This window comes from Pseudomonas sp. WC1 (assembly GCF_050586565.1).
Classification (GTDB): domain Bacteria; phylum Pseudomonadota; class Gammaproteobacteria; order Pseudomonadales; family Pseudomonadaceae; genus Aquipseudomonas.
This window is the reverse complement of sequence record NZ_JBOBDQ010000006.1, coordinates 14,148-36,336: the sequence shown is the minus strand read 5'-3', so window position 1 is coordinate 36,336 and position 22,189 is coordinate 14,148. Positions and strand designations below refer to the sequence as shown.

The following is a 22,189-nucleotide window of genomic DNA, read 5'->3' as shown; positions in this document are numbered from 1 at the left end:
GACCGTCCCCGAGAAGCCGGCCACAAGCCGGCTTTTTAATTCCTGTCGATTTCTCCAAGGTGGCTCGCCCCGACGTCGCTCCTTCCGACGCCGGCTATCTGCTGCGGCAGGCTGCTCAACACCGGCCGGAACAGCATGTGCGACCGGTACCCGCCCCCCAGACTGCGCTCGGCCATGCCTTCGGCACTCGGTACCGCGCCGCCATGCAAAGCCATGAACATCGACACGACCTCACGCACATGCGCTTCGGCGTGCTCTCCCTGCAGCGGTGCACACAGGCCAATCAATACACGAAAATAGTCATCACCCTTGAGCAGGCAGAAGAAGCGTTTCGCCGACGTCTGCGCATCCTCGACGCGCAGACGGCCTGCAAGCGAAGCACGCATCAGCAACTTGGTCATCTCCTTGAGCATGTGCTGTGCACCCGCCTCGTAGAACATGCAGGCCAGCTTCGGCTCCTGGCGGGCCATCGCCACGATGATGCGTTGCAGCGCGACCGCCTCGCTGCTGCAGATCAGGTCCAGGTACTTGCCACCGATCTTGAGCAGAACCGACTCGATGCTGGCATGCGGCGAAAACTCGAACAGCCGCTCTGGCAGCTGTTCGTCGCACTTGGCCGTGATGGCTGCCGAGAACAACGTCGCCTTGTCACTGTAATGGTTGTACACAGTCAGCTTCGAGACCCCCGCCTCGGCGGCGATCGCATCCATGCTGCTCCCCTCGTAGCCTTTGCTCAGAAAGAGGCTCTTCGCCGCCTCAAGGACAGCCTTGCGCTTCGCTTGATCCTTGGGACGACCCGATCTACTCACCATCACCGTTTGTTTAGACATCTGATTTCCATACCATTCTTGTTTGATTTTTAGATGACTGGCCCCTCCAGCCCGCATTGCTGCGAGCCGGCCAGTCAAGTGTTGCAGAGGCTATGACGGCCCGGTCGGCGACCCAGGCAGCCGGCAAGGCTCAGGCTCTGTACGAAATCTATCTGCACTCGCCCATACCGCGTTCGCACAGCCCCTAGGGTACGAACAATCGCTGCCCTTGCTGTGCATAGGTTTCGCCAGCCACGGCCGTGCGGCCGGCACCGAAGACATCACTGATATCGAACGGCACCTTCACGCCACGTTGCGCTGCGGGACGCTGCTCGATCGCCGCCAGCCAGCGCCGCAGGTTCGGCAGGTCCTGCACATCGACACCCGACCACTCGTGGCCGCGGGCCCAGCACCAGTTGGCGATGTCGGCGATGCTGTAGTCCCCGGCCAGGAACTCGTGCTCGGCCAGACGCCTGTCGAGCACAGCCAACAGGCGCTTGCTCTCGGCCTGATAGCGAGCGATCACACTTGGAATGCGTTCTGGAAAGTAACGGTTGAAGACGTTGGCCTGGCCCATCATCGGGCCGACTCCGCCCATCTGGAACATCAGCCACTGCATCACTGTTGAACGCGCCTTGGTCTCCTCGGGCAGCAGGGTGCCGTGCTTCTGGGCCAGATAGACCAGGATGGCGCCGGACTCGAAGACGCAAAAGTCCTCTGCTTCACGATCGACGATCACTGGAATGCGGCCGTTGGGGTTCAACGCCCTGAACGCTTCGCTCTCCTGCTCCCGCGCGGGAAGGTCCACCAGAATGGCCCGGTAGGGCGTGGCGAGCTCTTCCAGCATCACCGAGACCTTCCAACCGTTTGGCGTAGCGTAGGTATACAAGTCAATCATCGGTTAATTCCTCGAACAGATCGTCTGGCCGAATCAGCGTTCGGAAAGCGCAATGCCGGGCACATCGGCGCTGGGTTCGGTGCGCCTGGCGAAATGGTGGATGAGGTAGGGTATGCCCACGGCGTTGCAGAACAGCGAGACGAAGATCGCCAAGGCGCAGAACAACCCGAACAGGCGGGTGAAATAGGACTCGCCCAGTCCGAGCACGAGGAACCCCGCACACAGCACCAGCGCGCCGGTCCATAGCGCTTCGCCGATGTCCTCGAAGATCACCACCACCAGTTGCTGGGCCGACAGATGCGCCGGGGCGTGCCGCGCGTGGTAGAAGCAATGCAGGGTTGCATCCACCACCAGGCCGAACATGATGCAGCCGATCATCGAGGTACCCACATTGATCGACAGGCCCAGGGCCCCCATCACACCAAACACTGCCACCAGCGGCATGATGTTGACGAGCACTGCGACGGCGGCGATCTTCCACGAACGAATGAGCAGGTAAAACGCGACCAGCATGCAGGCGACCGCGAACAGGATGCTCCACAGCATGCCGTCGAGCAGCAGACTGACCATCGCCGACTGCATCACCGAGTACGATGTCAGGCTGTGCTCGAACACGCTCGGCTGCCGGTCGAGGTAATCGTTCACCTGGTCAAGCACCTGCTGCAGCTGGGCGTGAGGCATCTGCTGCAGGCGCACGCGCACCCGTGTGGACTGGTTGTCGTAGTCGATGAAACGCGTCAGTTCGTGGTCCGGCCCCGCCAGCGAGTAGGTGAAGACGTATTGCTCGGCTGCCTCCCGACTGTCGGGCAATACCTGGAAGCGCGGGTCGCCTCCATTCATCTCGCGATGGATATCGCGCAGGAAGTCGACCACCGACAAGGTCTTGTCCACCCCAGGGATTCGCCCGAGGTAATCCTGCAGCGCGGCGATCTCGCGCAACGCACCGGGTTCGAGTACCCCGCCCTTGTCCTGGGTCCGCAGGCTGACCTCGAGATTGGACACGCCACCGAGCTCACGCTCGACGAAGTCAGTGGACACCTTCACCGGTGCTGACCGATCGATGAAGTTGAGGAACGAGGCTTCCACATGCAGGCGACCGATCGGCAGCAGTGCCAAGGCCACCACCGCGACCGTCAGCAACGGCAGCGTGCGCGGCGAACGATACAACGGCGCGAGGCGCTCCACCCACCTGGCATGGTGCTTGTGCTCGGACCGTCGCACGCGCCTGGCCGGCGCGCACTCGAGCAGGAACGGCATGACCAGGTAGGACAGCACATAGGCAAGGATTGCCGCCAGCGCGGCGATCACGCCGAACGAGCGTATGGGCGCCACCTCGCTGACGGCCAGGGTGAGAAAGCCGATGGCCGTGGTGAAGGAGGTAAGGAAACACGGCACGAAGTTCTGCCGCAGCGAGCGACGTGCGGCCTCGAGCACCGGCAGGCCGTCGTTGAGGCCCTGCCGGTGGGTATCCAGCAGGTGCAGGCAATCCAGCACGGCGACGCACATCATGATCGACGGCAGGCCGACCGTGACCGCGTTCATCGGCAACCCCAGGCGTCCCATGCTGCCCAGCAGCAGCACCGTGCACAGGGTCACGACGGCCATCACCACCCAGACATCGCCCAGGTTGCGCAGGAACGCCAGCAGCAACACCAGCAGCACCAGCGAAGTCAGAGGGATGAAGATCTTGAGATCCTTCCACATGTCGCTGGTCACCTGTTGCTCGACCACCGGCTCGCCGGCGACGTGGTACAGCGTGAAGCCGCTGCCTTGCATGATTGGCGCCACGCTCTCCAGGACACGCTCGAACTTGCCTTCGCCAGCCGCCGAGCGGACCTCGATGAGGATCGCCGCCACCTGCCCGTCCGGCGAGATCAGGTCGCGCTGGTACAAGGGGCTGGCGCGCAGCTTGTCGAGCACCCGTTGGCGATCGTACTGGGTCGGCTGGGCCAGCGCCTCGGCCACCGGCAGGATATCCAGCACCTGCTCCTGGCCATGAATGATGTTGACCGAGGCGATGCTGGTCGCCTTGGCCACGTCGGGTAACTGCTTGAAGCGCTCGGTGACCGCCTCGAGCCTGGCCATCGCCTGGTCGCTGAACAACGCCTGGGGTGGCAGGGCAATCACCACCATGCGGTCTTCACCGAAGCGCTGCTTGAACGCATCGTACTGCTGGCGCTCGGTGTTGCCTTCAGGCAGGAAGGAGTCAATTGACGCATCGAACCGCAGTCCCAGCGCACCGGGTGCGATTGCCAGCACGGCAATCAACACCCACAGCGCATTCAACCTGCGCCAGTTGATCAGAAATCGAATGATTGCATCCATGCCCATGGGTGTACCTCGCGCGATGGCGATCCTTTCATTGTCGTCGGTGCATCAGCCGGCCCTGGCGGCCAGCTGAGCGATGATTAACCCGGCAATACCAAACAGGCAGACGACACCCACGGCATAGGCCAGGGTCCGCCATGGCTGCCAGCGCGCCAGGTAGGTCACGGTGTGCACGATGCGTGCAGCGGTGAACAGCGAGAACAGCCATACCGCAGGCCCTGCCGGTCCTTCGAGCAGCACGTAGATGCCACCGAGCACGAAGAACAATGGAATGTTTTCCAGGTCGTTCATCCACGCCTGGGAGGCGCGGGAGACCTGCGGCAACTCCTCGGCACTGGCGGGGCGGCCGACGAACCCGGCATCTTCGGCGTTCTTGAAGGTCAGACGGCCAATCCTGTATGCGCCCTGGTAGAGCGAGATCGCGAACATCTTGGCGAACAGCACCAGGACACACAGGGTGTAGCTGTACAGAACAACGCTCATATCTACTCCTTTAGATAACTTCCGGTGTTTTGGTCGATGCCCCGGCGGTTCAGGCCTCCGGGGCAACTCCAGTGTAACAGCCGGGCTCTTTTCAACTGGAGCTTAAAGCGATACGCGCCGCACGAACTCCTCGGTGTCGAACTCGAACGCAAGCTTTGCGCCGGTCGCCTTGTCCGAGCCCCAGCCTTCCTTGAGCACGGTCATCACGGTCTGGCGGAAGCGTGGCGAGGTGACCCACATCAGCGAGAACATCTTGTTGCCCATGATCATCTTGTTGATCGCCCGCGAGGCAATGGCCAGCGAAGGCACCGGGGTCTCGACGCAGTGCCACCACCAGTGCGGCGAGAACAGCACGTCACCCGCCTCCAGGGTGGTGGTGTACTTGGGAATGTAGCGATACAGCGGATAGCCGTCGGCCTCGATCTCGTCGTGACTCTTGCGCCAGTCGAGCATGGTTGCGGCGTAGAACATGTCCTTGCGGGTAATCGGGTGCATCCACATCGAGTGCTTGGGATGCACGAAGGTCCACTTCTTGACGCCGCTGATCATGGTGAAAAGGTTTGGTCCCCCGGTGCAGTGCCAGCCCGAAATCACCCCTCCGGCAGACAGGAACATCTGCGTCGACATGATCCGCTTGTCGCGGGTGCTCAGGTAGCGCCCCAGGGTCGGCAGGTCGAGCTCCTGACGCAGCTCGGGGTGCTTGTTGAACAGGTCCTCGGTGTGGCCCGGGTAGTAGGTACCTCCGCCAAGGATGTTCTCCACCACTTCGGAGATCGGCAGGTCGATGTACTGAAGCGCTTTCTCGTTCAGCTCGTTACCCCGCACGCGGGTTGCCACCTTGACATCGCCGTAGTGCTCGGCAAGGTATTGCGGGGTCCATTTGCGCACCGACTCCCAGTCCTTGGCGGCGCCGCGGAACACCACTGGGGTATTAGGTTCCAGGTAGATCTTGTGGAAGTTCTCCGGCGACAGGTCCTTGAGCTCGACCTCCGGCACCGGCAGCGTCGGAGCGTCGCCGTAGGCCCTGGACTGCTCCTGGATGCGCGCCTCGATGCGCCGGGTGCGCTCGATGCACGCCTGCGAGCCATAGGGGCCGTGTTCCTTGCGCCCGACGAAATAGTAGCGGCGAAGGAAATCCGCCCAGTACTGGCTACGGGTCAGCCAGTCGATCTTCGGGTCGTGGGTCAGGTCGATGGTCGGGAAATCCACGTGGGCGAAACTGCCGGAATTCATCACTTTGTCCATTGCTATCACTCTCCCTGTTGTCTTATTGGGTTTCACTGTTGAAATGCGCTGCGACGTCCTGCGGCGCACCTTGCACCGCACCGCTGCCGAACAGCCGTGCCAGGGCCTGGACGGACCACTCGGTCAACCCGATATCCTTGAGCTGCGCCATGGGGTTGCCGAACAGGAACTGCCGCACATGCGGGCGCAGTTCGAGCGACAGCAGGTCGATCCGAATCGCCACGGCCGGGGTGTTGTAGTTGCTGTAGTAGCGCACCTCGGAGATCGCGCTCACCCCCATGAAGCGGTACAAGGCCTGGTGCTTGGGCGGTACGGCGAATACCACGTCGGTACAGCCGCGAGTGAACTTGGCGTGTTGCAGGGCGATGCGGAACAGCGAGTACACGCACAGCATGCGCTCGGGGTCATGGATGCTGTAGTTCATCGCCCCGAAGTGCTCGGTGCTCACCGCCAGCATGCCGAACTCGACCAGACGGCGCCCTTGCTTGCGCAAGGGCGCCAGGCAATCCTCGAACACCGCGTCCATCGGCAGGGCTGCCACCGAGTCGGGGATCGAGGTCAGGGTCATTGCCACCTCCCCCTCCACCTTGCCGACGAAGGTCACGGTCTGCGGGTTGAGCAGGAAGCTGTTGGTGTACAGCCCATTCTGCGCGGGCGCTGCCAGGCCCTTGCGGAAGTAGGCGCCATAGACCAGGCGATAGGCAGCCTCGCGGTCGTCGATCGATTTGGCCTGCCCCAGCAACACCGGTGCGCTGGGGTGCAGCTCGCTGGCCGGACAATGTGGTTGGTGACCGGCCTGTTCGCCAGCCTCGGCGATTGCCTGGTCGACCCGCAGGCGCTGGCACAGGTGCTTCACCTCGCGCGGCCATTGCCCGCCATTGCAGGTATCGCAAGGCTGGCAATGCAAACGTGCGACCGCGCCGGTGGCCTCCTCCTGCACGACCCGTGCCTCGAAGGCCAGGTCGCGCCGGGCGATGTCGTCGCGACCCTGCAGTGTCAGCACCTGGCCCACGCGTACTGCCAGGGTCGTCTCCAGCACAAGTGCCGACTCGCTCAGCGAACATAACCGCGCCGTGCCCCGGACATCGTCGACGCTCAGGATCCAGGTCCCCCCGGCCTCGTCAACACATCGTTTTTCTACGTCTGTACTCAACAAAGGTCTCATCAGCTTCACTTCCTATCGATTGAACGAGAACATCCCTATCGCTACCTTTCGAAGCCCAGATCCGTGCGTGTCGCGCTCCTCCCTGCCTGTTGCGTCATTGCTCAAGGGTTTTCCAGCACTGGCCGCTCTCGGCCTTCGCGCGTTGCGACGACCCGTGCGCTCGAGGCCCCGGGCGCTGGCACGCGCGGCGGCACCAGCCGGACGATCGGCAGGGTGATGACCGTCGCCGCGAGCGCGACAACCATCAGGATCGCGTAGAGGTCGGCCGTGATGACGCCGATCTCCAGCCCGACCGTCAGCAGGATGATTTCCATCACCCCCTTGGTGTGCATCAGGGTCGCAACGACGAATGCGTCGGGACGGCAAAGCCCCGTGCAGCGCGCCACCAGGTACGAGACCCCGGCCTTGCCCAGCGCGCCGACCAGCAGGAACAAACCGCCCCATGCCAGCAGGCCCGACCAGCTACCTGCCTCGATGTTCACGTTCATCGCCGCCGTGCCGAAGAACAGGGGTGCGAAGAACAGGTTGACCAAGGCCTGCGGTCCCTTTTCCCAGAACTCGCGAAGGCCCTGGTGACGGCGGAAGGCGATCCCGGCGATGAAGGCGCCGATGGTCACGTGGGCGTTGGCCAGGTCGGTGATGACACAGAAGGTGAACAGCACGATCAGCGCCGCGACCAGTGGCCGTGACGGATCACTGCCGGCGGTCGAGGACGAAGGCGCGACCAGGCGGCGGCTGACCACGAACTCGGCCACCGCCACCAGCACGATCAGGGTGATGCCGGAATACAGAATGCTCGCCGAGCCCGTGCTCGATAGCAGCACCAGTACCAGGGACAGGGCGAACCAGGCGAGGATGTCGGTGATCACCGCTGCGTTCATCACCAGCGGCGCCAGCCGGTGATGGAGAAAACGCGGATCGTCGAGGATGCCGGCCAGCACTGGGACAGCAGTGGCCGCCATCGCGACACCGAAGAACAGCATGTAGGGCAGCCGCTCGACATGGCCGGAGAACACGCCATGGCTGGCATAGCCAAGCAGCACCCCCGCCAGCCCCGCGCCGATGAAGCCGAACACCGCGATCGGCAACGCCCCGCCAGTCTTGGCCTGCGATCCGCCATGGCGCCCCGAGCCGGTTTCCAGCCCCAGGCCGAACATGATGAAGATCAGGCCGATCTTGCCCAGAGCCATCAGGCCGGTGACGTTGGCGAACAACACGCCGGTGAGGCCGGGATCGATCGCGCCCAGGACCATCGGCCCGACGATCACTCCGGTCAGCAGATACCCGATGACTACGGGCTGACCCAGCCAGAAACTGACGCGGCCCAGACAGTGGGAGACCCCGAGGATCACCAGCAATTGCATGAAGATGTTTGCCGAGTTCATGGTCGATCAATCCTTGCGCGCCGCGGCGCCTGAGTGCTGTCCAATGAGCCGTCCATCGCCGAAGGGTTCGACCGGCCGCTGCCCGGGGTTGGTCGGGTGCTCGCGCCAGCGAGCAGCAACGGCGTGCAACGTGACCACCAGCAACGCGGCCAGACAGACAAGGACGCTGTAGAGAATCGCCGGGATCGCCATGTCGACACTGCCCAGCAGGCTGGCGATGACCAGCGCCAGGGCACTGTTCTGGATGCCGATCTCGACGGTGATCGAACGGGTCTGGGCACTGCCGAGCCCCGCCATCCTCGCTGCCAGCCAGGCAAGGCCCATGGTGCTGCCGAACAGCGCCACCAGGCTGAAGCCCAGGCGCGCGGCATAGGCCTGCAGCAGCGGGAACTCCTTCACCACCACCACCAGGATCATCAGCATGAGGAACGCGAAGCCGAGTATGCGCAGCAGCGGTTCCAGACGTTTGCAAGCGGTCGGCCAGAGCCGCGCCAGCCCCATGCCCAAGGCCAAGGGCAGCAAGGTGAGCAGGAACAGGCGCACGACAGTGTCGGCCATCGGCAGTTGCACGGTCTGGCCGAGAACGCCGTAGTGGGCCAGCGCCAGCGCTACCAGCAGCGGCACGCTGATGAAGGCGATGCAGCTGGAAATCACGGTCAGCGAGATCGACAGCGCCACGTCGCCCTTGAGCAGGTAGGTGATGGTGTTTGAGGCCACCCCGCCCGGACACAGGCACAGCACGATCACCCCCAGGGCCAGGGTGCCGTCGAGGGCAAACACCCAGCTCACCCAAAGCCCCATCAATGGCAGCAGCAGCACCTGCCCCAAGGTGCCGATGGCGATCCCGGTCGGCGCCTGCAGCAGGTTGACGAAGTCCTTGCGACGCAGGCCGAGCCCCATGCCGATCATCATCACGAACAACAGCACCGGGGCGATCAGCCTGGCCAGTTCTATGGTTTGCATGTGTGCTCTCCTGGCTGGCCCAGGCCCAACTGGGCCTGAAGAAATGCCACCACCGCCTCTTGGGCCAGGTAAGTGGGGTGGTCCCGTTCGTCGACATAACTCACGCCCAGCACCGAATGGGCCCAACGCCCGATGCCATGGGGGTTGTCCGCCGACGAGTCGATTTCGCAAGCGACGAAACGCTCGCCGAAAGCCCGCTTCAGGCTTTCGAAACGGGCGTCAGGGACCGCCGGATCACCGGTGAAGCGCAGGCCGAACACGGGAATGGCCTGTTCGGTCGAGCGCCGTACGACAGCGTCCAGCGTGTCCTGCTCGATACCCAATGCACCGGCCTTGGCAGCAGACAGGGCGAAGGGCAGCGAGGGGTTTGCCAACACAGGGGCGATGACTGCAGGGTCCGCCATCATGGCCAAGCCGAAGCCACCGGTCAGGCACATGCCGATCACCCCCACTCCTGGGCCTGGGCTGGCCGCGTGCGCCGCCCGGGCCAAGGCTCGCAGCCAGTCGGTAATCGGGCTGCTGCGCCGACTGGCCAGGACCCGGAACTCCCGCGAGATGCAGACCTGCCCCATACAACCGGCCACCGATAACGCCGAGACCCTCACCCCTGGCTTGCCGAACAACACCGGCATCCACACGCCAAGGCCCGCATCGGCAAGCCGCCGGGCCAGGCGCACCACGCCATCGTGCAGACCGGGGACTTCGTGCATCAGCACCACCGCGGGCCCCTCGCCCAGGCGAAAGACCTGGCGAGCCACGCCCTCGTGGGAAAACTGGAAATCCGAGCAACCTGCGAAAAGGTCGCCCGCGAGCGCTAGATCGTTCATTCATCCATCCGTGGTAAGCCATCCGCGGCAGGTGCTCGGCCAACAGCCGGCCACCCGCTCGTGCATGCCACCCGCGCCTTGGTGACCAAGGCGCGTGGCGGCGTCGGTCAAGCCGTCAGGCGCAGTCTCGTGCCTGGTCAGCAACGCGCCTCACCGCCCTGGGCGGGGGCGGCGCTTCGAGCGGCGACATCTTCAGATCTTCCAGACGCAGGTCGAGGTCCCGCAACGAGCGGTCGATGTGCCGCCCCATGAAGATCCGCCGACGGACCATGAAATCCATGAGCGCGAAGATCAGCAGCCACTTGCGACGCCCCGCCTTGCCTTCGCGAACCAGCTTGGCGAACTCGGGCTTGTACGGGTTGTAGCCAAGCAGCCTGAGATCCGAATACATCAGCAGCCAGTTCAGGGTGAAGTTGCTCAGCACCGGGTTGGCATGCACTTTGTTCTGCACCAGGCCCAGTTCGATGACTGTGTTGGTGACGCGCGCCTGGTCGTAGTCCCAGGCATGGAACGGCGCCAGGATGCGCGGCAGCTTGATGCCCTCGCCATGACGTTGCGGATTCCAGAACAGCGCCCGCTCGTGCTCCTTGAACACGCCGTTGGCAAACAGTTCATGGGGCGTCCAATCTTGGGCGATACGCTCCGCCGGCATCTCGTAGAGCATGCGCTCGGGCTCCGGCTGGCCGGGTGAGTAGCCGGTGAAGATCAACGGAATGTCCTTCTCCACGGCAAAGCGCAGCAGGTCCCCTTCACGAATGTCCAGCCAGAAGTAGCAAACCGTGTGCACTGCCCCTTTCGGGCCTTGATTCATCAGCAGGTGGCGGATGAAACGCCGGTAGACACTCTGGACCGGACGGTGCACGTGATGGTCCACCCCGAGTGCCTTGACCGTCCGCCGGATGTTGTCCCAGGTTCTGGCCGGTATGTCGAAATCGCTGGTATACGCCAGCACCTTCAGGCCGTAGTCCACCACCAGCCGGTGCAGCAGGTAGCAACTGTCCTTGCCACCACTGAACGAGACAATGCAGTCGTACTTCCTGCCACTACCCTTGGCGGCGCGCAAAGTCGCCTCCAGGTCCTGCTGGAAGCGCATGCGCTGCGCGTCCTGGCGCAACCGCCCCCCCGCCTGCGAGATGCGGCACAGGTTGCAGGTGCCATCCGAATCCAGCGCCACGCCTTCGACGTCGTCGGTCAGCAGGCAGCTGACACATACTTTCTTGAACATACCGACCAGCTCCTTTCTATCCTTGTCGTGCTCCGATAACGGTCCTTGTCAAGTCACGCGTCCACGGCGACCTGGGCGTGCGGCAGGCGGGCGTATGCTTGCCGGGCCAGTTGCAGGGCCTCCCCAAGGAAATCGCCATAAGCGGTCAGGGCCTGCTCGCCGATCGTGACCAGGTGCTGGGCGTATTCAGGCTTGGTTTCGAGTAACTCGGCGACCACGCGGAAGTTGGTATCGGTATGGCCAAAGTCGAATCTCACATGCTCGGCCAGGAAGGAGATACTTTGCTGGCCTTCTTCACACAACGCCGCGGCACAGGCCTTCAACAGGGCAGGGCCGTATTGGGTGGTAATAAGTTCAATCTCCACATCAATGGCAAGTTCGGCCCACGGTGCATCTCCGGCCACCACGTCCTTATGCAACTGGTGATAACGGCGCACCGAAGGCGTCAGATTGGAAACCAGCAAGTCGTCGGTATTGATCGGCATAACCGGATACTTTGCATTCCACAGGTTCACCAACTTGCGGACATCCGCCGCCGCCCATTCGTGGTGACCGTCTTCTTCTTCGGTGTGTTCCTTGAAGAACTCGGCCAGTCTGTTCAGGCCCAGGGCCTCGCAGCGCATGCCGGCCGTGGCCAGGTACTCCGGAATAGGCGTCGTCAGTGCCGCGCTCATGGCGCTCCAGTAGATCATGAAGAGGTTCACCAACGGTGCGTCCATCGGCGCGTTGAACAACGCCTGGACATCCTCACGGGCGGCAAACTTCTCACGTGCCGCCGTGATACGAATCTGGTACTCGTTCATCATGATCGGATCATTGCCAACATTCATTTTTCACGCTCCTTTGTAGGATGAATAAAACCTTTAAAGTCCATGAAACAGGCAATCGCGGCCAAGGGACGGACGGTTATTTCCTCCCGTTTCAAACGATCGCATTTACTGCAAATGGCCCGCATGATCATGCGCGCGCAACTACATTGCCCTGTCAATCAGAAGTAATAGTGAACCCCTGCGTACAATTGATCGTTATCCCTGAACTGGCCGAAGATACCTTCGTCATGCCCGGCAAAATGCATTCCGCCAGTTCGCAGTTCCCAGTCGTCGGTGACCCGCCAGCGCAATTGCAGGCGCCAGAAGCGGTCGGTCATGTTCATGAACTCGCGCCCCTGGAACTCCAGCCAAAGGTCCTCGCCCTTGAGCGGCACATTCACTCGCCATGTCACGCTTGGCCGGTACTTGTCCGGCTGCATGTTGCCGTTGTGGTTACGGATGTAGTCGAGGGTGTACTGCAGGTTGATGTAAGTCCGCGAGGCAAAGGTGTAGTCCATGCCGGCCACCCCCCTGAGCGTGTCACGGCGCTCGACCAGTCCCGGCACAGCCATGTCGTAGCTGACATAGCCAGCATCGGTGACGTAAGCCAGTTCTCCACGCACACCAATCCCGTCACGCCCCGACTCGAACGCCATCGAGGTGGTGTGCTGGCGTGCGTGGTAGGGCTGCACGGTACCGACTGCCCTGCCGCTGGCGTCGAAGCCCTGGATGTCGGCTCGAAATGCCGCCATCTGCTCGAACTGGTAGGCATAGTTGAACGACAGGTCGTAGTTGTCGCGCCGCAGCACTCGCCGCGCGGCAAACACGCTGTCGCCCAGCGGGCCACCTTCAACCTTGGTCGAGCGCTCGCTCAAGCCCAGTCCGCGCACGTAGTTGTTCTCCACGAACAGGCTCCATTCCTCGCCAGGCTGGGCCAGCAGGTCCTGACGGAACTGCGGCTGCCAAAGCACCTCGAGAAAATCGCCGCCATCAAGAAAGTAGCGACCGCTCACCGCGGTCACCGGCCACTTGCGTTCGAAGCGGGTGTGTATCAGGAAGCTGCGAAAATCCTGGGGTGTGAAGCTGTCGATCACACTGACCTCGTCCGCCACCCCCCACTGGATCACCTGCCGCCCGATGCGCCAGCTGGTCGTCTCGCCTTCCCATTCGACGTACCCTTCCCACACCCTGGCAGTGCTTTCGTTTTCGTCGGCTGCCGAACGCATGCGCTTGTGCTCCAGCTCCAGGTCCGCCGAAACCAGCGTGCGCAGGCCGTCGGCCTGGTGATCCAGCTCGACCCGGCCACGACCTCGCAGGCCATTGTCCAGACTAGATTTCAAGGCGCTAGAGCCCACCTCGCCTCCGCTGCCCAGGCCAACCGCCGAGCGCAGGTCGAGAAACCCCGTCACCGTGTTCTGTCCACCCAGGGCCGCCAGCGCCTGAGCGCTCACGCAAGACGCGCCAGCCAGCGACAAGACGGCTGCAAGTGTTCGAACAATCCCGGCCATCACTCCACCATCCTGCTGGTTTCGTCACTGACCAGGCGTTGCACGTCCGCAGGTTCGGCAAAGTGCTCGATGCCTTTCTCCATCTGCCGCACCGTCACCAGCGACGCAGGCAGCCCGGTATCGACGCGAACCCAACGTCGCTCCATCAGCGTCTGATGGCCGTTGCGCAGATCATTCACCTGCACGAAACGCTCGTACAGGGCAGAGCCATATGCCTGAACCTCGGTGCGCCGAACCTGCTTGATCAACTGGCCGGCAGCATCAAAAAAGTCGATCCGACTGGGGAAGTAACTGCCGTCGGCACGGATGTAGTAGCGCCGTTTGGCATACGCCGAGTTCGACGACGGCTTGGCCTGGCAATCCACCACGTGCACTGCGAAACCTTCCTCGCTGGCCTGCTCCACATAGCTGAATGTCCAGTCCTCGAGGTTGATCTTCTGCAGGTCCTCGTAGATCAAGTCGGACCCGACCCAGGTCTGGTGCTTGGAAGATACCCGCCGAACCCGGCTGGCGGCCGGCAAGTAGAGGTATTGCAGGTCCTCCGCGCCACGCACCTCCTCGTTGAAAGTGGCGATGTTGCGAATGCTGCGGGGATAGAAGAACTTCTGCAGGTCGAGGTCCCCCTGTTCGCCTGCCAGGTGATACCAAAGCAACCCGCGCTGACGCTTGGTTCCAGCCTTGTCGGTCAGGGTGACCAACAACATCGAGACCGAGTCCTTGCCGGTTGGGCGCTCCTCGGAACGCTCGATGATATCCCTTGGCACCAGGTTGCCCGCCGGCATGCCGGCGAAAGCCAGCAGCGGACAGAGCACGCCGATGATGATCAGCAAACGCTTCATGGCTGCACGCTCCCGGCCTGGCGATAAGTGGCGAGCATGCCGCCGGCGAGACCTGCGGGGCGGTGGACCTCTTCCAGGGCGATGTGCTGGTCGGTTTCGCGCAGCGCCTCGCGGATACAGATCGCAGCCGTGTCCAGGACATGCTCGTCCTTGCCGGGAACGCCAAGGGCGAAGCGCACCAGGGCATCGCCAGGGCCTGCCGAGCCCCCTGGGTTGAGCGAGCCACGCACACCGTAGCCGACATACAGATGATTGAGGAAGGCGCGTGCATGCATGGCCGTGAACAGTGCGCCAGCCATGAGGAACACGCCATGGGCACCCACCTGCGCCTCGTCGCCCAACGGCAACAGACCGTGGAAACGGCGTACCTGGTCAATGCGCGAACGTACCCGCTTCACCAAACCGTGCGGCTCGTGCATTGCCGCCAGCAAACGACGCTTGCTCAGCAGGTCCAGGCCCGTGCCGAAGATCAGCGCCTGGTCGCGGCAACGCTCGAACAGGGTGCGGTCCCGTAGCGCGAGGAAGCCACCGATGGTCGTCGGCATCTCCTTCGTCGCGCTCAGCAGCACACCGTCGGTTAATGCGCACAGGGCCTGAACAATGCTCAATTCGTCATGGCCAAGCCATTCGCAGGAGTACTCGCGGATCAGGCAGGCATTACTGAGGATCCGCGTCGCGTCGAGTAGCAGCGGGATGCCGTAGCGGTCAGCCACCGCCTTGACCGCGCGCAGGTTGTCCAGCGAAACGGGCACGCCGCCAATGGCATTGGTGCAGGCTTCGACCAGCAGGAAAGGTATGCGCTGGCGGCCCACACGCTTGATCGCCTGCTCCAGGGCCACGCAGTCCAGGTCAGCGCGAAATTGGCCGCCGGCATCTGCCGTCGACACCGTGCAGTATGTGGCGCCCCTGAGCTGAAGGTGCGCCTGCAGCGTGGGAAATGGCGCGCTGCCAAGCACGCAGTCGCCCGCTGTGACAAGGGCGTTGACCAGCAACGCCTCCGCCAGCCGCCCCTGGGCCAACGCCAGCACCTGGGGCAGGCCGAACAAGGCCTGGAACGCCGCAGCCAGTCGCTCGTCCAGCTCACCGTCGCCGTCCTGCCGCAATAGAGGAACGCTCGGGTAGTCGCGGTGCATCAGGCTGTCGGTCTGGTAGTCATCCCGGACCAGGCGCGACGGTATCAGGTCAAGGTTGAACCCATGTTGAGCCAGGACCCGCGCGCGGGCCTCGACGGTGTCGGCCAGCAACGTCATGCCAAGGCTCCCTCGGACACGTCGATGATCCTGTGGTTCATGCGATTGAGGTCGAAGAACATCACCTTTGGCAGCACGATCGGTTCACGGAAACCCGGCACCAGGTCATGCAGCAAGTGGTTCACACACTCAGTGGCTAACAGCGATGTCGCGATCAGAGGCCCCACAGCTACCGTTGGCACCTTGCCAACCTCGAGGCTGCGGACAATCGCCTGCATGTGCTGGGGCACGAAGATTTCGTCGAAGATCCGCGGCAAGGTGCCCTGCTCCTTGGCCATCTTGAGCGTCTGCGTCCAGTACTCCATTCCCAACCCTTGCGGTGAGGAGCACAGGGCAAAGCAGCCGAAACCCATGATCGGCCCGACAACGCTGAACACCCCACGCTCGCGCGCCTTGCGGTGGATGGACTCACGCAGCGAGTGGGGCACGTTGGCATCCAGGCAGTCGACCAAGATGTCAGCGCCCGACAGAAACTCGTCCTGGTTGTGCTCGGTGATGCCTTCGACAAAGATCTCGACCTTGGCCCGGGGATTGAGGTCGAGAATCAGCTCGCGATACACCAAGGCCTTGTTTCGGCCCAGAGAAGCGCCCGTCGCGGCCCATTGGCGGTTCATGTCGGGCGGATCGAAAGCGCCCGGATCAGCCAGCTTGAATGACTGTACGCCCATCCGGCACAGGGTAAGTGCCATGGCGCCACCCACGCCGCCACAACCGGCGATCACCACGCGGCTGGACGCAAGCTTGTCGATGCCCGCCTCGGTCAACAGAGGTAGCGAGCGGTTCAGCATATCGTCGTTGCTCATCCTGAAACTCCTTTTCTCACGAGTGTGGATCCTTGCCTTGGCAATGCTGCCAGAGGCCGTCATGCCTCCCGCGAGGCGCAGGAGGGACACACTGCCAACACTTCCTTCGGCAAAATGTCACAAACAATTTCGAGCCTGCCCTATAGCACCGGCCAGCCAATTAAACCGACGAGTAAATAAATAACGGTAAATCGCAGGCACAACGGGACACCACACAGTATGTGTGCAACACCGCTAATTAATAAAACCCTCAGTACACTATTGGAACTTTTAAACTGCAAAGTTTAATTTGTCAGTCGCTGGCACGAACAAACTAAACTCGTAAGTTTAATTGCCACGCAACCGAGCGCAGCAAGCCAAAGCAACCTTGAAAGCAGCACCAAGAATCCCGCCTCAAGACAAGTAGAAAAAACACTTAAAATCAATGACTTGAAAATACCAGACCCAGCTGGATAGACACTGCAGCGCACAACTACACCCGAGAATTGCAGCCGCGATCACACCACTCGCCAACCGTTTGAGCGTGGCCAACCCGGACGAACGCCAACAGAAGAAATAGTTATTAACTTAGAATATTCGCGGATACTAAACGGAGCGCCAAGACAATACAAGCCACTCTTTAGCCATTATCGATAGCCCTGCGCAACGAAGCGACTTTCGCACGCAGCAGATGCGCGAGATAAAGCACAATCTATTATCCGGCACGCCTGTATTCAGCAGGCCCAGCGAAACACATGGCAAACGCTTGGGCAGCGCTGCTCGATATCAGGGGGGATCAACGCTCGCACCTTGGCCATTGCCCGAGCAACAGTCGAGACCTGCTCGGCATTGCAGTTGGCCACCGGCGATGCGGGGTATCAGGGGTTAGCGTTGCAGCGCACTTGAGATCGAACGCCGCGCGGGCGGCGCTTGATCTGATAGACGCTGCAAGGGTTGCGGCGGGCTCCAGTCACCCCGATGATCGGGTCAAGGCGCTGGACAAGGCAGGCGCTCTCAGAAGCGCGCCACCATCCCCACCCGCCAGGTACGTCCCGGCGCCGGCATGAAGCTCTGCGCCAGCGGATCCAGGTAGTAGCGGTCCGTCAGGTTCTGCACCGACACGTTCAGCTCGGTGTGCTCCAGCACCTTGTACTTGAGGAACAGGTCGAACAGCGCCACCGAGCGGTAGTCGATCTGCGGCGTGGTCGCGCCGGTCTGCCAGGGCTTGTCCATCTGCGCGGTGGGCCCCGAGGTATAGGTCATGCGCCCGCCCACGGTTAGCGCCTCGTCGAAGAAGCGCAGGCCGGTCAACAGGTTGGCCGAGAAGCGTGGCGGGTTCTGCGTGTTGGTGTAAGAGCCCATGTAGCTGCCTGGCGTGCAGTCCGGGGTGTCGTGAGTGCGCTGGTACTGATTGGCGCTGGCGCGCAGCTTGCCGGCAAAGGCTGCGTCGCAGGTCTCGGTCATCAGGTAGTAGGTGGCCGACAGGTCGGCAAACACCCGCCCCGCATCGTAGTGCGACTGCAACTCCAGGCCGCGGGTGTGGAAGCTGTCGGTATTGCTGAAGGTCATCTGCCCCCACAGCCCCGGGCTTGGGTCGTAGTAGCGGGTGATGTAGTGCTTGATGTCGTTGTCGAAGTACGCCAGCTTGGCCGATGCCTCATCCCCGGCGGTCAGCAGGCTGCTGCGCAAGGCACTGACCCCCACCTCCCAGCTGCGCGAGCGCTCAGGCTTGAGGTGCTTGCCCGGGGTGACCTGCTGGGTGCCCTGGCTGGTCTCGAACAGCGAAGGCAGGCGCAGGCCTTGGGTATAGGAGGCATACACGAAGGTGTCGGGGAGGAACTCGACGTTGATGCCGAAAGCCGGCGAGAAGCCTCCGCCGCTGCTCTTGCCCTGCGGGGTGTAGTTGTAGCCGGTGGTCACATTGCTGACGCTTTCCGGGTGGACGACCACATTGGTCGCGCCGGACTCGTTGAACGGCACGCCATTGAACGGCTCGTTGCTGTTCTCGAAGACGATGCCATTGTTCAGGCGCGGGTCGGTGGCGTCGGTGTACTGGCCGTTCTGGTCAGGGAACCACATCATGCTGCCCCAGTGCCCCGGGCTGCTGGCGGTAATCCAGCGCATTTCGCGCTCCTCGCGCCGTGCCTCGGCGAGCACGGTGTTGTCCTTGGTGCGGTAGTGGGCATAGCGGCCGCCGCCCCATAGCGTCACCGCCTCGATGGGCTTGTACTCCAGGTTGCCGTTGAAGCTGAACTCCTGGCGAGACGCATCGCGCAACATGCGGTTGGCGTTGATGTCGTGCTGGGTGGCCACCACGTTCTTCTGCGGCTGCAGGTCCTCGAGCTGGAACGCACCGCCCAGGTCGAGCTTGAAATCGCCATGGTCGGTGCTGAACCGCGACACGTTGCTCAGGTCGCCACCGATGCGACGGTTGTCCTGTCGCGACCAGGCACGGTCGGTGCGGAACAGCTGCGACTTGGGCGCCATCCAGGCCGCGCTCAAGGTGCTGGTCTTCGAGTCGGTCATCCACAGGTTGGTGGTGAGGTCCACCCACGGATTGCCTTCGGGCAGGTAGTGATAGCGTGCGGTGTAGGTGTCGATCTCGATTTCGCTGGTGGGGTACTGGTAGATGCCGGCGGTGCCATAGCGGAAGATATCCGACGGCATGATCTCGCCCATGTGCCCGTCGAAGCGCCGGTAGCCGAAGTCCAGGGTGTGGTCGTCGGCCAGCCGCCAGGTGGTCTTGAGCAGGTAGGAGTCGGTCTCGGCCGACGAGTTGAGCACTTCCTCGCCGGCATTGTAGGTGTTGGCGACACTGGCCTGCTCCTCGCCCCAGCGATCGTAGAGGCGGTAACGGTCCTGGCCCTTCTTGCCAGAGAAGTAGTTGCCTTGGTTGCGGTGCGCATAGGCCGCCACCAGGTCGAATCGCTCGTGGGAATAGGCAAAGGCGGCGCTGCCGGATTCGGCCTGGGAGCCGAACAGGCTGCCGCGCTCATCACGCGGCGCTGCACTCAGGTCCTCGTCCCTGGAGTTGCGGTTGCGGTGTTCAGGCTCCACGCCGTTGTTCCACAGGTTGCCGGTCAGGCGCACGCCGACATCCTTGCCATCGACCAGGATGTCATCGACGCCAATGGTCTTCATCTCCACCGAACCGCCAATCGCCCCCGAGCGGGTGCTCGGCCCTTTGTTCACGGTAACGCTGCTGATCAGGTCCGGGTCGATATAGCTGCGCTGCTGGGTACCGCCGTAGCCGCGGTACACATCCAGCGCCTGCTCCGCGCCATCGACCCTGACCGCGACCCGGCTCTGCCCCTGAATGCCGCGAATATTGACGTCCAGCGCGCCGCCGTTGCGGCTGTCGCCCACCTGCACGCCGGCCACGCCCTTGAGCATGTCGCCCACCGACACGGTGCTGAAGCGGTCGAGGTCTTCACGGGACAGGTGCACCGTCGAACGCGGTGCGCGGTAGGTGTCACGCTGCGGGTCGACCATTTCGCTGGAGGCGACCACGGTAGGTGTCAGCTCCGTTGCCGCCGCCGATGCCTGGGCCTGCGGGATGAGGATGTATGCCCCCCGTGAGTTCGGCAGCAGTTGCAGGCCGGTATGGGCCAGCAGGCGCCGGGCGCCCTCCTGCACCGTAAAGCGCCCCTTGAGCGCCGGCGCGGTGCGGCCGCGGGTCAGGTCGGGGTCGTAAGACAGCAACAGCCCCGCTTGCTTGGCGAACACGCCCAGCGAGGTGCCCAGCGGCCCCTGGGCGATATCGTAGTCGCGGCGCGTGGCGTCGTCGGGCCGGCTGTTCTCGGTTGCCGCCGGGGCGGCCTGGGCCAGGCTTGCGCCAGAGCCCAGCAAACAGCCGAGCACCGCGCACCGTACGGCGAAGCTGATCGGGGACAAGCGTTGCAATGGGCGCGAAACAGGGGGAAGCCGATAACTGGCGGGCATGCTTTTCTCGCTCGTGAGGTCAGTGCCCGGCACTCGATGCGGGCTTGCACCCCTTCTGTCGCACGACAGCGAAAAAGGTATATGCGTGCGATTCGCATTTTCACTTGATCTTGTGATTTAGCCAAATCTAGTGATAATTGTTTGCATTTACGCCCTGATCCCGCTGCCCATGACCCTCTTCAAGAACCCGCCACGGCACATCGAGCACTGCGCCGTGACCACGCTGTATGTCGAACACCACGCCTGGTTGCGCGGCTGGCTGGCGTACCGCTTGCGTTCCTGGGGGCATGGCGTGGCCGATGACCTGGCCCAGGACATTTTCGTGCGCGTGCTGGCCAGCCGGGACACCACCCAGCCTGATACCTTGCGTCAGCCACGTGCCTACCTGGCCCGTATCGCCAATTGCGTGCTGGTCAGCTGGCGTCGACGGCATTCCCTTGAGCAGGCCTGGCTCGAGGCCCTGGCGTTGGTGCCCGAAGCCGAACATCCGTCGCCCGAGCAGCAGAGCGTGATTCTCGAGACCCTGCACGAGATCGACGCAGTGCTCGACAGCCTGCGGCCACGGGTCAGGCAAGCCTTCCTGATGGCAACGCTGGACGGCATGAAGCAGAAAGACATCGCCCAGGCACTGAACATCGCCTTGCCGACAGTGAAGAAGTACATCCACGAAGGCTACGTCGCCTGCCTGAGCCAGATGCGCGATGAATGACCAGCCCCCCATCGCCCAAGCCATTCTCGCCCAAGCCGCCGCCTGGCTGCTGCTGATGCAGGAAGGGCCACTGACGCCGGCACAACAGCTCGAACTGGAGCACTGGCGATACCGCGACGCCGAGCACGAACGCGCCTGGAACCGGGCGCAGCGCCTGCTCTCCCGCCTCGGCACCTTGCCTCCCACCCTGGCCCGACAAACGCTGGTGCGCCCGGACAGCAGCCGGCGCACCGTGCTGCGCAGCTTGCTGGTGTTGCTGGGCGCGGCCCCCCTGGGTTGGTGGGCATGGCGGCGCAGCGAGGGTGGCCTCGACTATCTCACCGCCCTGGGCGAACGCCGGGACGTGCTGCTGGCCGATGGCACCCAGGTTTCCCTCAACAGCCACAGCGAGCTGAGCGTGCGCTTCACGGCCGAGCAGCGCCTGCTGCACTTGCGCCGGGGCGAGATATACATCGTCACCGCGGCGGACCCGTCGCGGCCTTTGCGGGTGCGCACCGGGCAAGGCGTCATGCAGGCGTTGGGCACCCGTTTCAGCGTGCGCCAGTTCCCCCAGGAGACCCTGCTCGCGGTCTACGAAGGCGCCGTCCAGGTCCAGCCCGAAGCCGTCGGCGGTGTCATCGTCCAAGCAGGCTCGCAGCTGCGCTTCAGCCGTGATCGATTCGATCCACTGGAGGATGCACGCGACGCCCAGCTGGCCTGGCGCAATGGCCTGCTGGTAATCGACGAGATGCCGTTGTTGCAATGGACCCAGGAGCTGATGCGCTACAGCGAGCAGCGCCTGGTCTGCGACCCGGCGTTGGCCGAGTTGCAGATTTCGGGCAGTTTCCCGATCGATGACCTGCCCCTGGCTCTGGCCATGTTGGCGCAGAGCCATAAGCTGCGTATCCGCAGCGAGGCCGGGGGGACATTCATCAGCCGCTGACATCACACAGCCGCTCCCGCATGTGCCGTGTAACGCGACGAAATGCCAGCACCTGGCCATTGCCCCGGCACCGCCGTCAATGGGATGATTCGTATTTGCA

The 22,189-nt window shown here is 63.1% G+C and carries 17 protein-coding genes and 1 pseudogene; 2 read left to right on the top strand and 16 right to left on the bottom strand.

The window, feature by feature from the left end:
- Positions 1-212: 212 nt before the first annotated feature.
- The 16 genes and pseudogenes from ACQ4OD_RS04180 to ACQ4OD_RS04105 all read right to left on the bottom strand — a co-directional run.
- Positions 213-830: pseudogene (locus tag ACQ4OD_RS04180) on the bottom strand (TetR/AcrR family transcriptional regulator); the annotation flags it as partial.
- A 184-nt stretch (positions 831-1,014) separates the two neighbouring features.
- Entirely contained in the window at positions 1,015-1,707 is a 693-nt protein-coding gene (locus tag ACQ4OD_RS04175; RefSeq protein ID WP_139668248.1) for a glutathione S-transferase family protein, read from the bottom strand.
- Positions 1,708-1,740: 33 nt separating this feature from the next.
- On the bottom strand, positions 1,741-4,032 hold the full coding sequence (locus ACQ4OD_RS04170; protein WP_430943928.1) for an efflux RND transporter permease subunit: 2,292 nt from the start codon (positions 4,030-4,032) through the stop codon (positions 1,741-1,743).
- A gap of 51 nt (positions 4,033-4,083) precedes the next feature.
- Complete coding sequence (locus ACQ4OD_RS04165; protein ID WP_028690310.1) at positions 4,084-4,518, bottom strand: MAPEG family protein; 435 nt, start codon at positions 4,516-4,518, stop codon at positions 4,084-4,086.
- Between the two features lie 102 nt (positions 4,519-4,620).
- Positions 4,621-5,763 (bottom strand): cupin-like domain-containing protein, encoded by a 1,143-nt coding sequence (locus ACQ4OD_RS04160; protein WP_139668245.1) that lies wholly within the window; start codon positions 5,761-5,763, stop codon positions 4,621-4,623.
- Between the two features lie 22 nt (positions 5,764-5,785).
- Positions 5,786-6,802 (bottom strand): N-acyl amino acid synthase FeeM domain-containing protein, encoded by a 1,017-nt coding sequence (locus tag ACQ4OD_RS04155; protein ID WP_139668243.1) that lies wholly within the window; start codon positions 6,800-6,802, stop codon positions 5,786-5,788.
- 227 nt (positions 6,803-7,029) lie between these two features.
- Entirely contained in the window at positions 7,030-8,313 is a 1,284-nt protein-coding gene (locus ACQ4OD_RS04150; protein WP_198754415.1) for a cation:proton antiporter, read from the bottom strand.
- Positions 8,314-8,319: 6 nt separating this feature from the next.
- The gene (locus tag ACQ4OD_RS04145) at positions 8,320-9,276 is read right to left on the bottom strand and encodes a bile acid:sodium symporter family protein (RefSeq protein ID WP_139668238.1); all 957 of its coding nucleotides are present in this window, start codon (positions 9,274-9,276) and stop codon (positions 8,320-8,322) included.
- A complete protein-coding gene (locus tag ACQ4OD_RS04140) occupies positions 9,264-10,103 on the bottom strand; it encodes a dienelactone hydrolase family protein (protein ID WP_139668236.1) in 840 nt (279 codons plus the stop codon). Before ACQ4OD_RS04140 ends, ACQ4OD_RS04145 begins: the two co-directional genes overlap by 13 nt.
- 115 nt (positions 10,104-10,218) lie before the next feature.
- On the bottom strand, positions 10,219-11,328 hold the full coding sequence (locus ACQ4OD_RS04135; RefSeq protein ID WP_177485979.1) for a hypothetical protein: 1,110 nt from the start codon (positions 11,326-11,328) through the stop codon (positions 10,219-10,221).
- 53 nt (positions 11,329-11,381) lie between these two features.
- Positions 11,382-12,158 (bottom strand): hypothetical protein, encoded by a 777-nt coding sequence (locus ACQ4OD_RS04130; RefSeq protein WP_430943927.1) that lies wholly within the window; start codon positions 12,156-12,158, stop codon positions 11,382-11,384.
- A 158-nt stretch (positions 12,159-12,316) separates the two neighbouring features.
- Positions 12,317-13,588, bottom strand: coding sequence for a DUF1302 family protein (locus ACQ4OD_RS04125; RefSeq protein ID WP_198754414.1), 1,272 nt, complete (start codon positions 13,586-13,588; stop codon positions 12,317-12,319).
- Between the two features lie 56 nt (positions 13,589-13,644).
- The gene (locus tag ACQ4OD_RS04120; protein ID WP_430943926.1) at positions 13,645-14,484 is read right to left on the bottom strand and encodes an outer membrane lipoprotein-sorting protein; all 840 of its coding nucleotides are present in this window, start codon (positions 14,482-14,484) and stop codon (positions 13,645-13,647) included.
- Entirely contained in the window at positions 14,481-15,734 is a 1,254-nt protein-coding gene (locus ACQ4OD_RS04115; protein ID WP_139668192.1) for a beta-eliminating lyase-related protein, read from the bottom strand. Before ACQ4OD_RS04115 ends, ACQ4OD_RS04120 begins: the two co-directional genes overlap by 4 nt.
- The gene (locus ACQ4OD_RS04110) at positions 15,731-16,537 is read right to left on the bottom strand and encodes a ThiF family adenylyltransferase (RefSeq protein WP_198754413.1); all 807 of its coding nucleotides are present in this window, start codon (positions 16,535-16,537) and stop codon (positions 15,731-15,733) included. Before ACQ4OD_RS04110 ends, ACQ4OD_RS04115 begins: the two co-directional genes overlap by 4 nt.
- Positions 16,538-17,530: 993 nt before the next feature.
- On the bottom strand, positions 17,531-20,458 hold the full coding sequence (locus ACQ4OD_RS04105) for a TonB-dependent receptor domain-containing protein (RefSeq protein WP_430943925.1): 2,928 nt from the start codon (positions 20,456-20,458) through the stop codon (positions 17,531-17,533).
- Between the two features lie 169 nt (positions 20,459-20,627).
- Between ACQ4OD_RS04105 and ACQ4OD_RS04100 the strand changes: the two genes are divergently transcribed.
- Both ACQ4OD_RS04100 and ACQ4OD_RS04095 read left to right on the top strand, forming a co-directional pair.
- Positions 20,628-21,167: a sigma-70 family RNA polymerase sigma factor gene (locus ACQ4OD_RS04100; RefSeq protein WP_139668187.1), complete on the top strand. Its 540-nt coding sequence runs from the start codon at positions 20,628-20,630 to the stop codon at positions 21,165-21,167.
- Entirely contained in the window at positions 21,160-22,089 is a 930-nt protein-coding gene (locus tag ACQ4OD_RS04095) for a FecR domain-containing protein (RefSeq protein ID WP_139668185.1), read from the top strand. The genes ACQ4OD_RS04100 and ACQ4OD_RS04095 overlap by 8 nt, the downstream gene beginning before the upstream one ends.
- The last annotated feature ends 100 nt before the right edge of the window (positions 22,090-22,189 follow it).

Bases quoted from the DNA above. Each gene is read 5' to 3' on its own strand.
- ACQ4OD_RS04175 (WP_139668248.1), bottom strand. From the start codon at position 1,707: ATGATTGACTTGTATACCTACGCTACGCCAAACGGTTGGAAGGTCTCG.
- ACQ4OD_RS04170 (WP_430943928.1), bottom strand. From the start codon at position 4,032: ATGGATGCAATCATTCGATTTCTGATCAACTGGCGCAGGTTGAATGCG.
- ACQ4OD_RS04165 (WP_028690310.1), bottom strand. From the start codon at position 4,518: ATGAGCGTTGTTCTGTACAGCTACACCCTGTGTGTCCTGGTGCTGTTC.
- ACQ4OD_RS04160 (WP_139668245.1), bottom strand. From the start codon at position 5,763: ATGGACAAAGTGATGAATTCCGGCAGTTTCGCCCACGTGGATTTCCCG.
- ACQ4OD_RS04150 (WP_198754415.1), bottom strand. From the start codon at position 8,313: ATGAACTCGGCAAACATCTTCATGCAATTGCTGGTGATCCTCGGGGTC.
- ACQ4OD_RS04145 (WP_139668238.1), bottom strand. From the start codon at position 9,276: ATGCAAACCATAGAACTGGCCAGGCTGATCGCCCCGGTGCTGTTGTTC.
- ACQ4OD_RS04140 (WP_139668236.1), bottom strand. From the start codon at position 10,103: ATGAACGATCTAGCGCTCGCGGGCGACCTTTTCGCAGGTTGCTCGGAT.
- ACQ4OD_RS04135 (WP_177485979.1), bottom strand. From the start codon at position 11,328: ATGTTCAAGAAAGTATGTGTCAGCTGCCTGCTGACCGACGACGTCGAA.
- ACQ4OD_RS04130 (WP_430943927.1), bottom strand. From the start codon at position 12,158: ATGAATGTTGGCAATGATCCGATCATGATGAACGAGTACCAGATTCGT.
- ACQ4OD_RS04120 (WP_430943926.1), bottom strand. From the start codon at position 14,484: ATGAAGCGTTTGCTGATCATCATCGGCGTGCTCTGTCCGCTGCTGGCT.
- ACQ4OD_RS04115 (WP_139668192.1), bottom strand. From the start codon at position 15,734: ATGACGTTGCTGGCCGACACCGTCGAGGCCCGCGCGCGGGTCCTGGCT.
- ACQ4OD_RS04110 (WP_198754413.1), bottom strand. From the start codon at position 16,537: ATGAGCAACGACGATATGCTGAACCGCTCGCTACCTCTGTTGACCGAG.
- ACQ4OD_RS04105 (WP_430943925.1), bottom strand. From the start codon at position 20,458: ATGCCCGCCAGTTATCGGCTTCCCCCTGTTTCGCGCCCATTGCAACGC.
- ACQ4OD_RS04100 (WP_139668187.1), top strand. From the start codon at position 20,628: ATGACCCTCTTCAAGAACCCGCCACGGCACATCGAGCACTGCGCCGTG.
- ACQ4OD_RS04095 (WP_139668185.1), top strand. From the start codon at position 21,160: ATGAATGACCAGCCCCCCATCGCCCAAGCCATTCTCGCCCAAGCCGCC.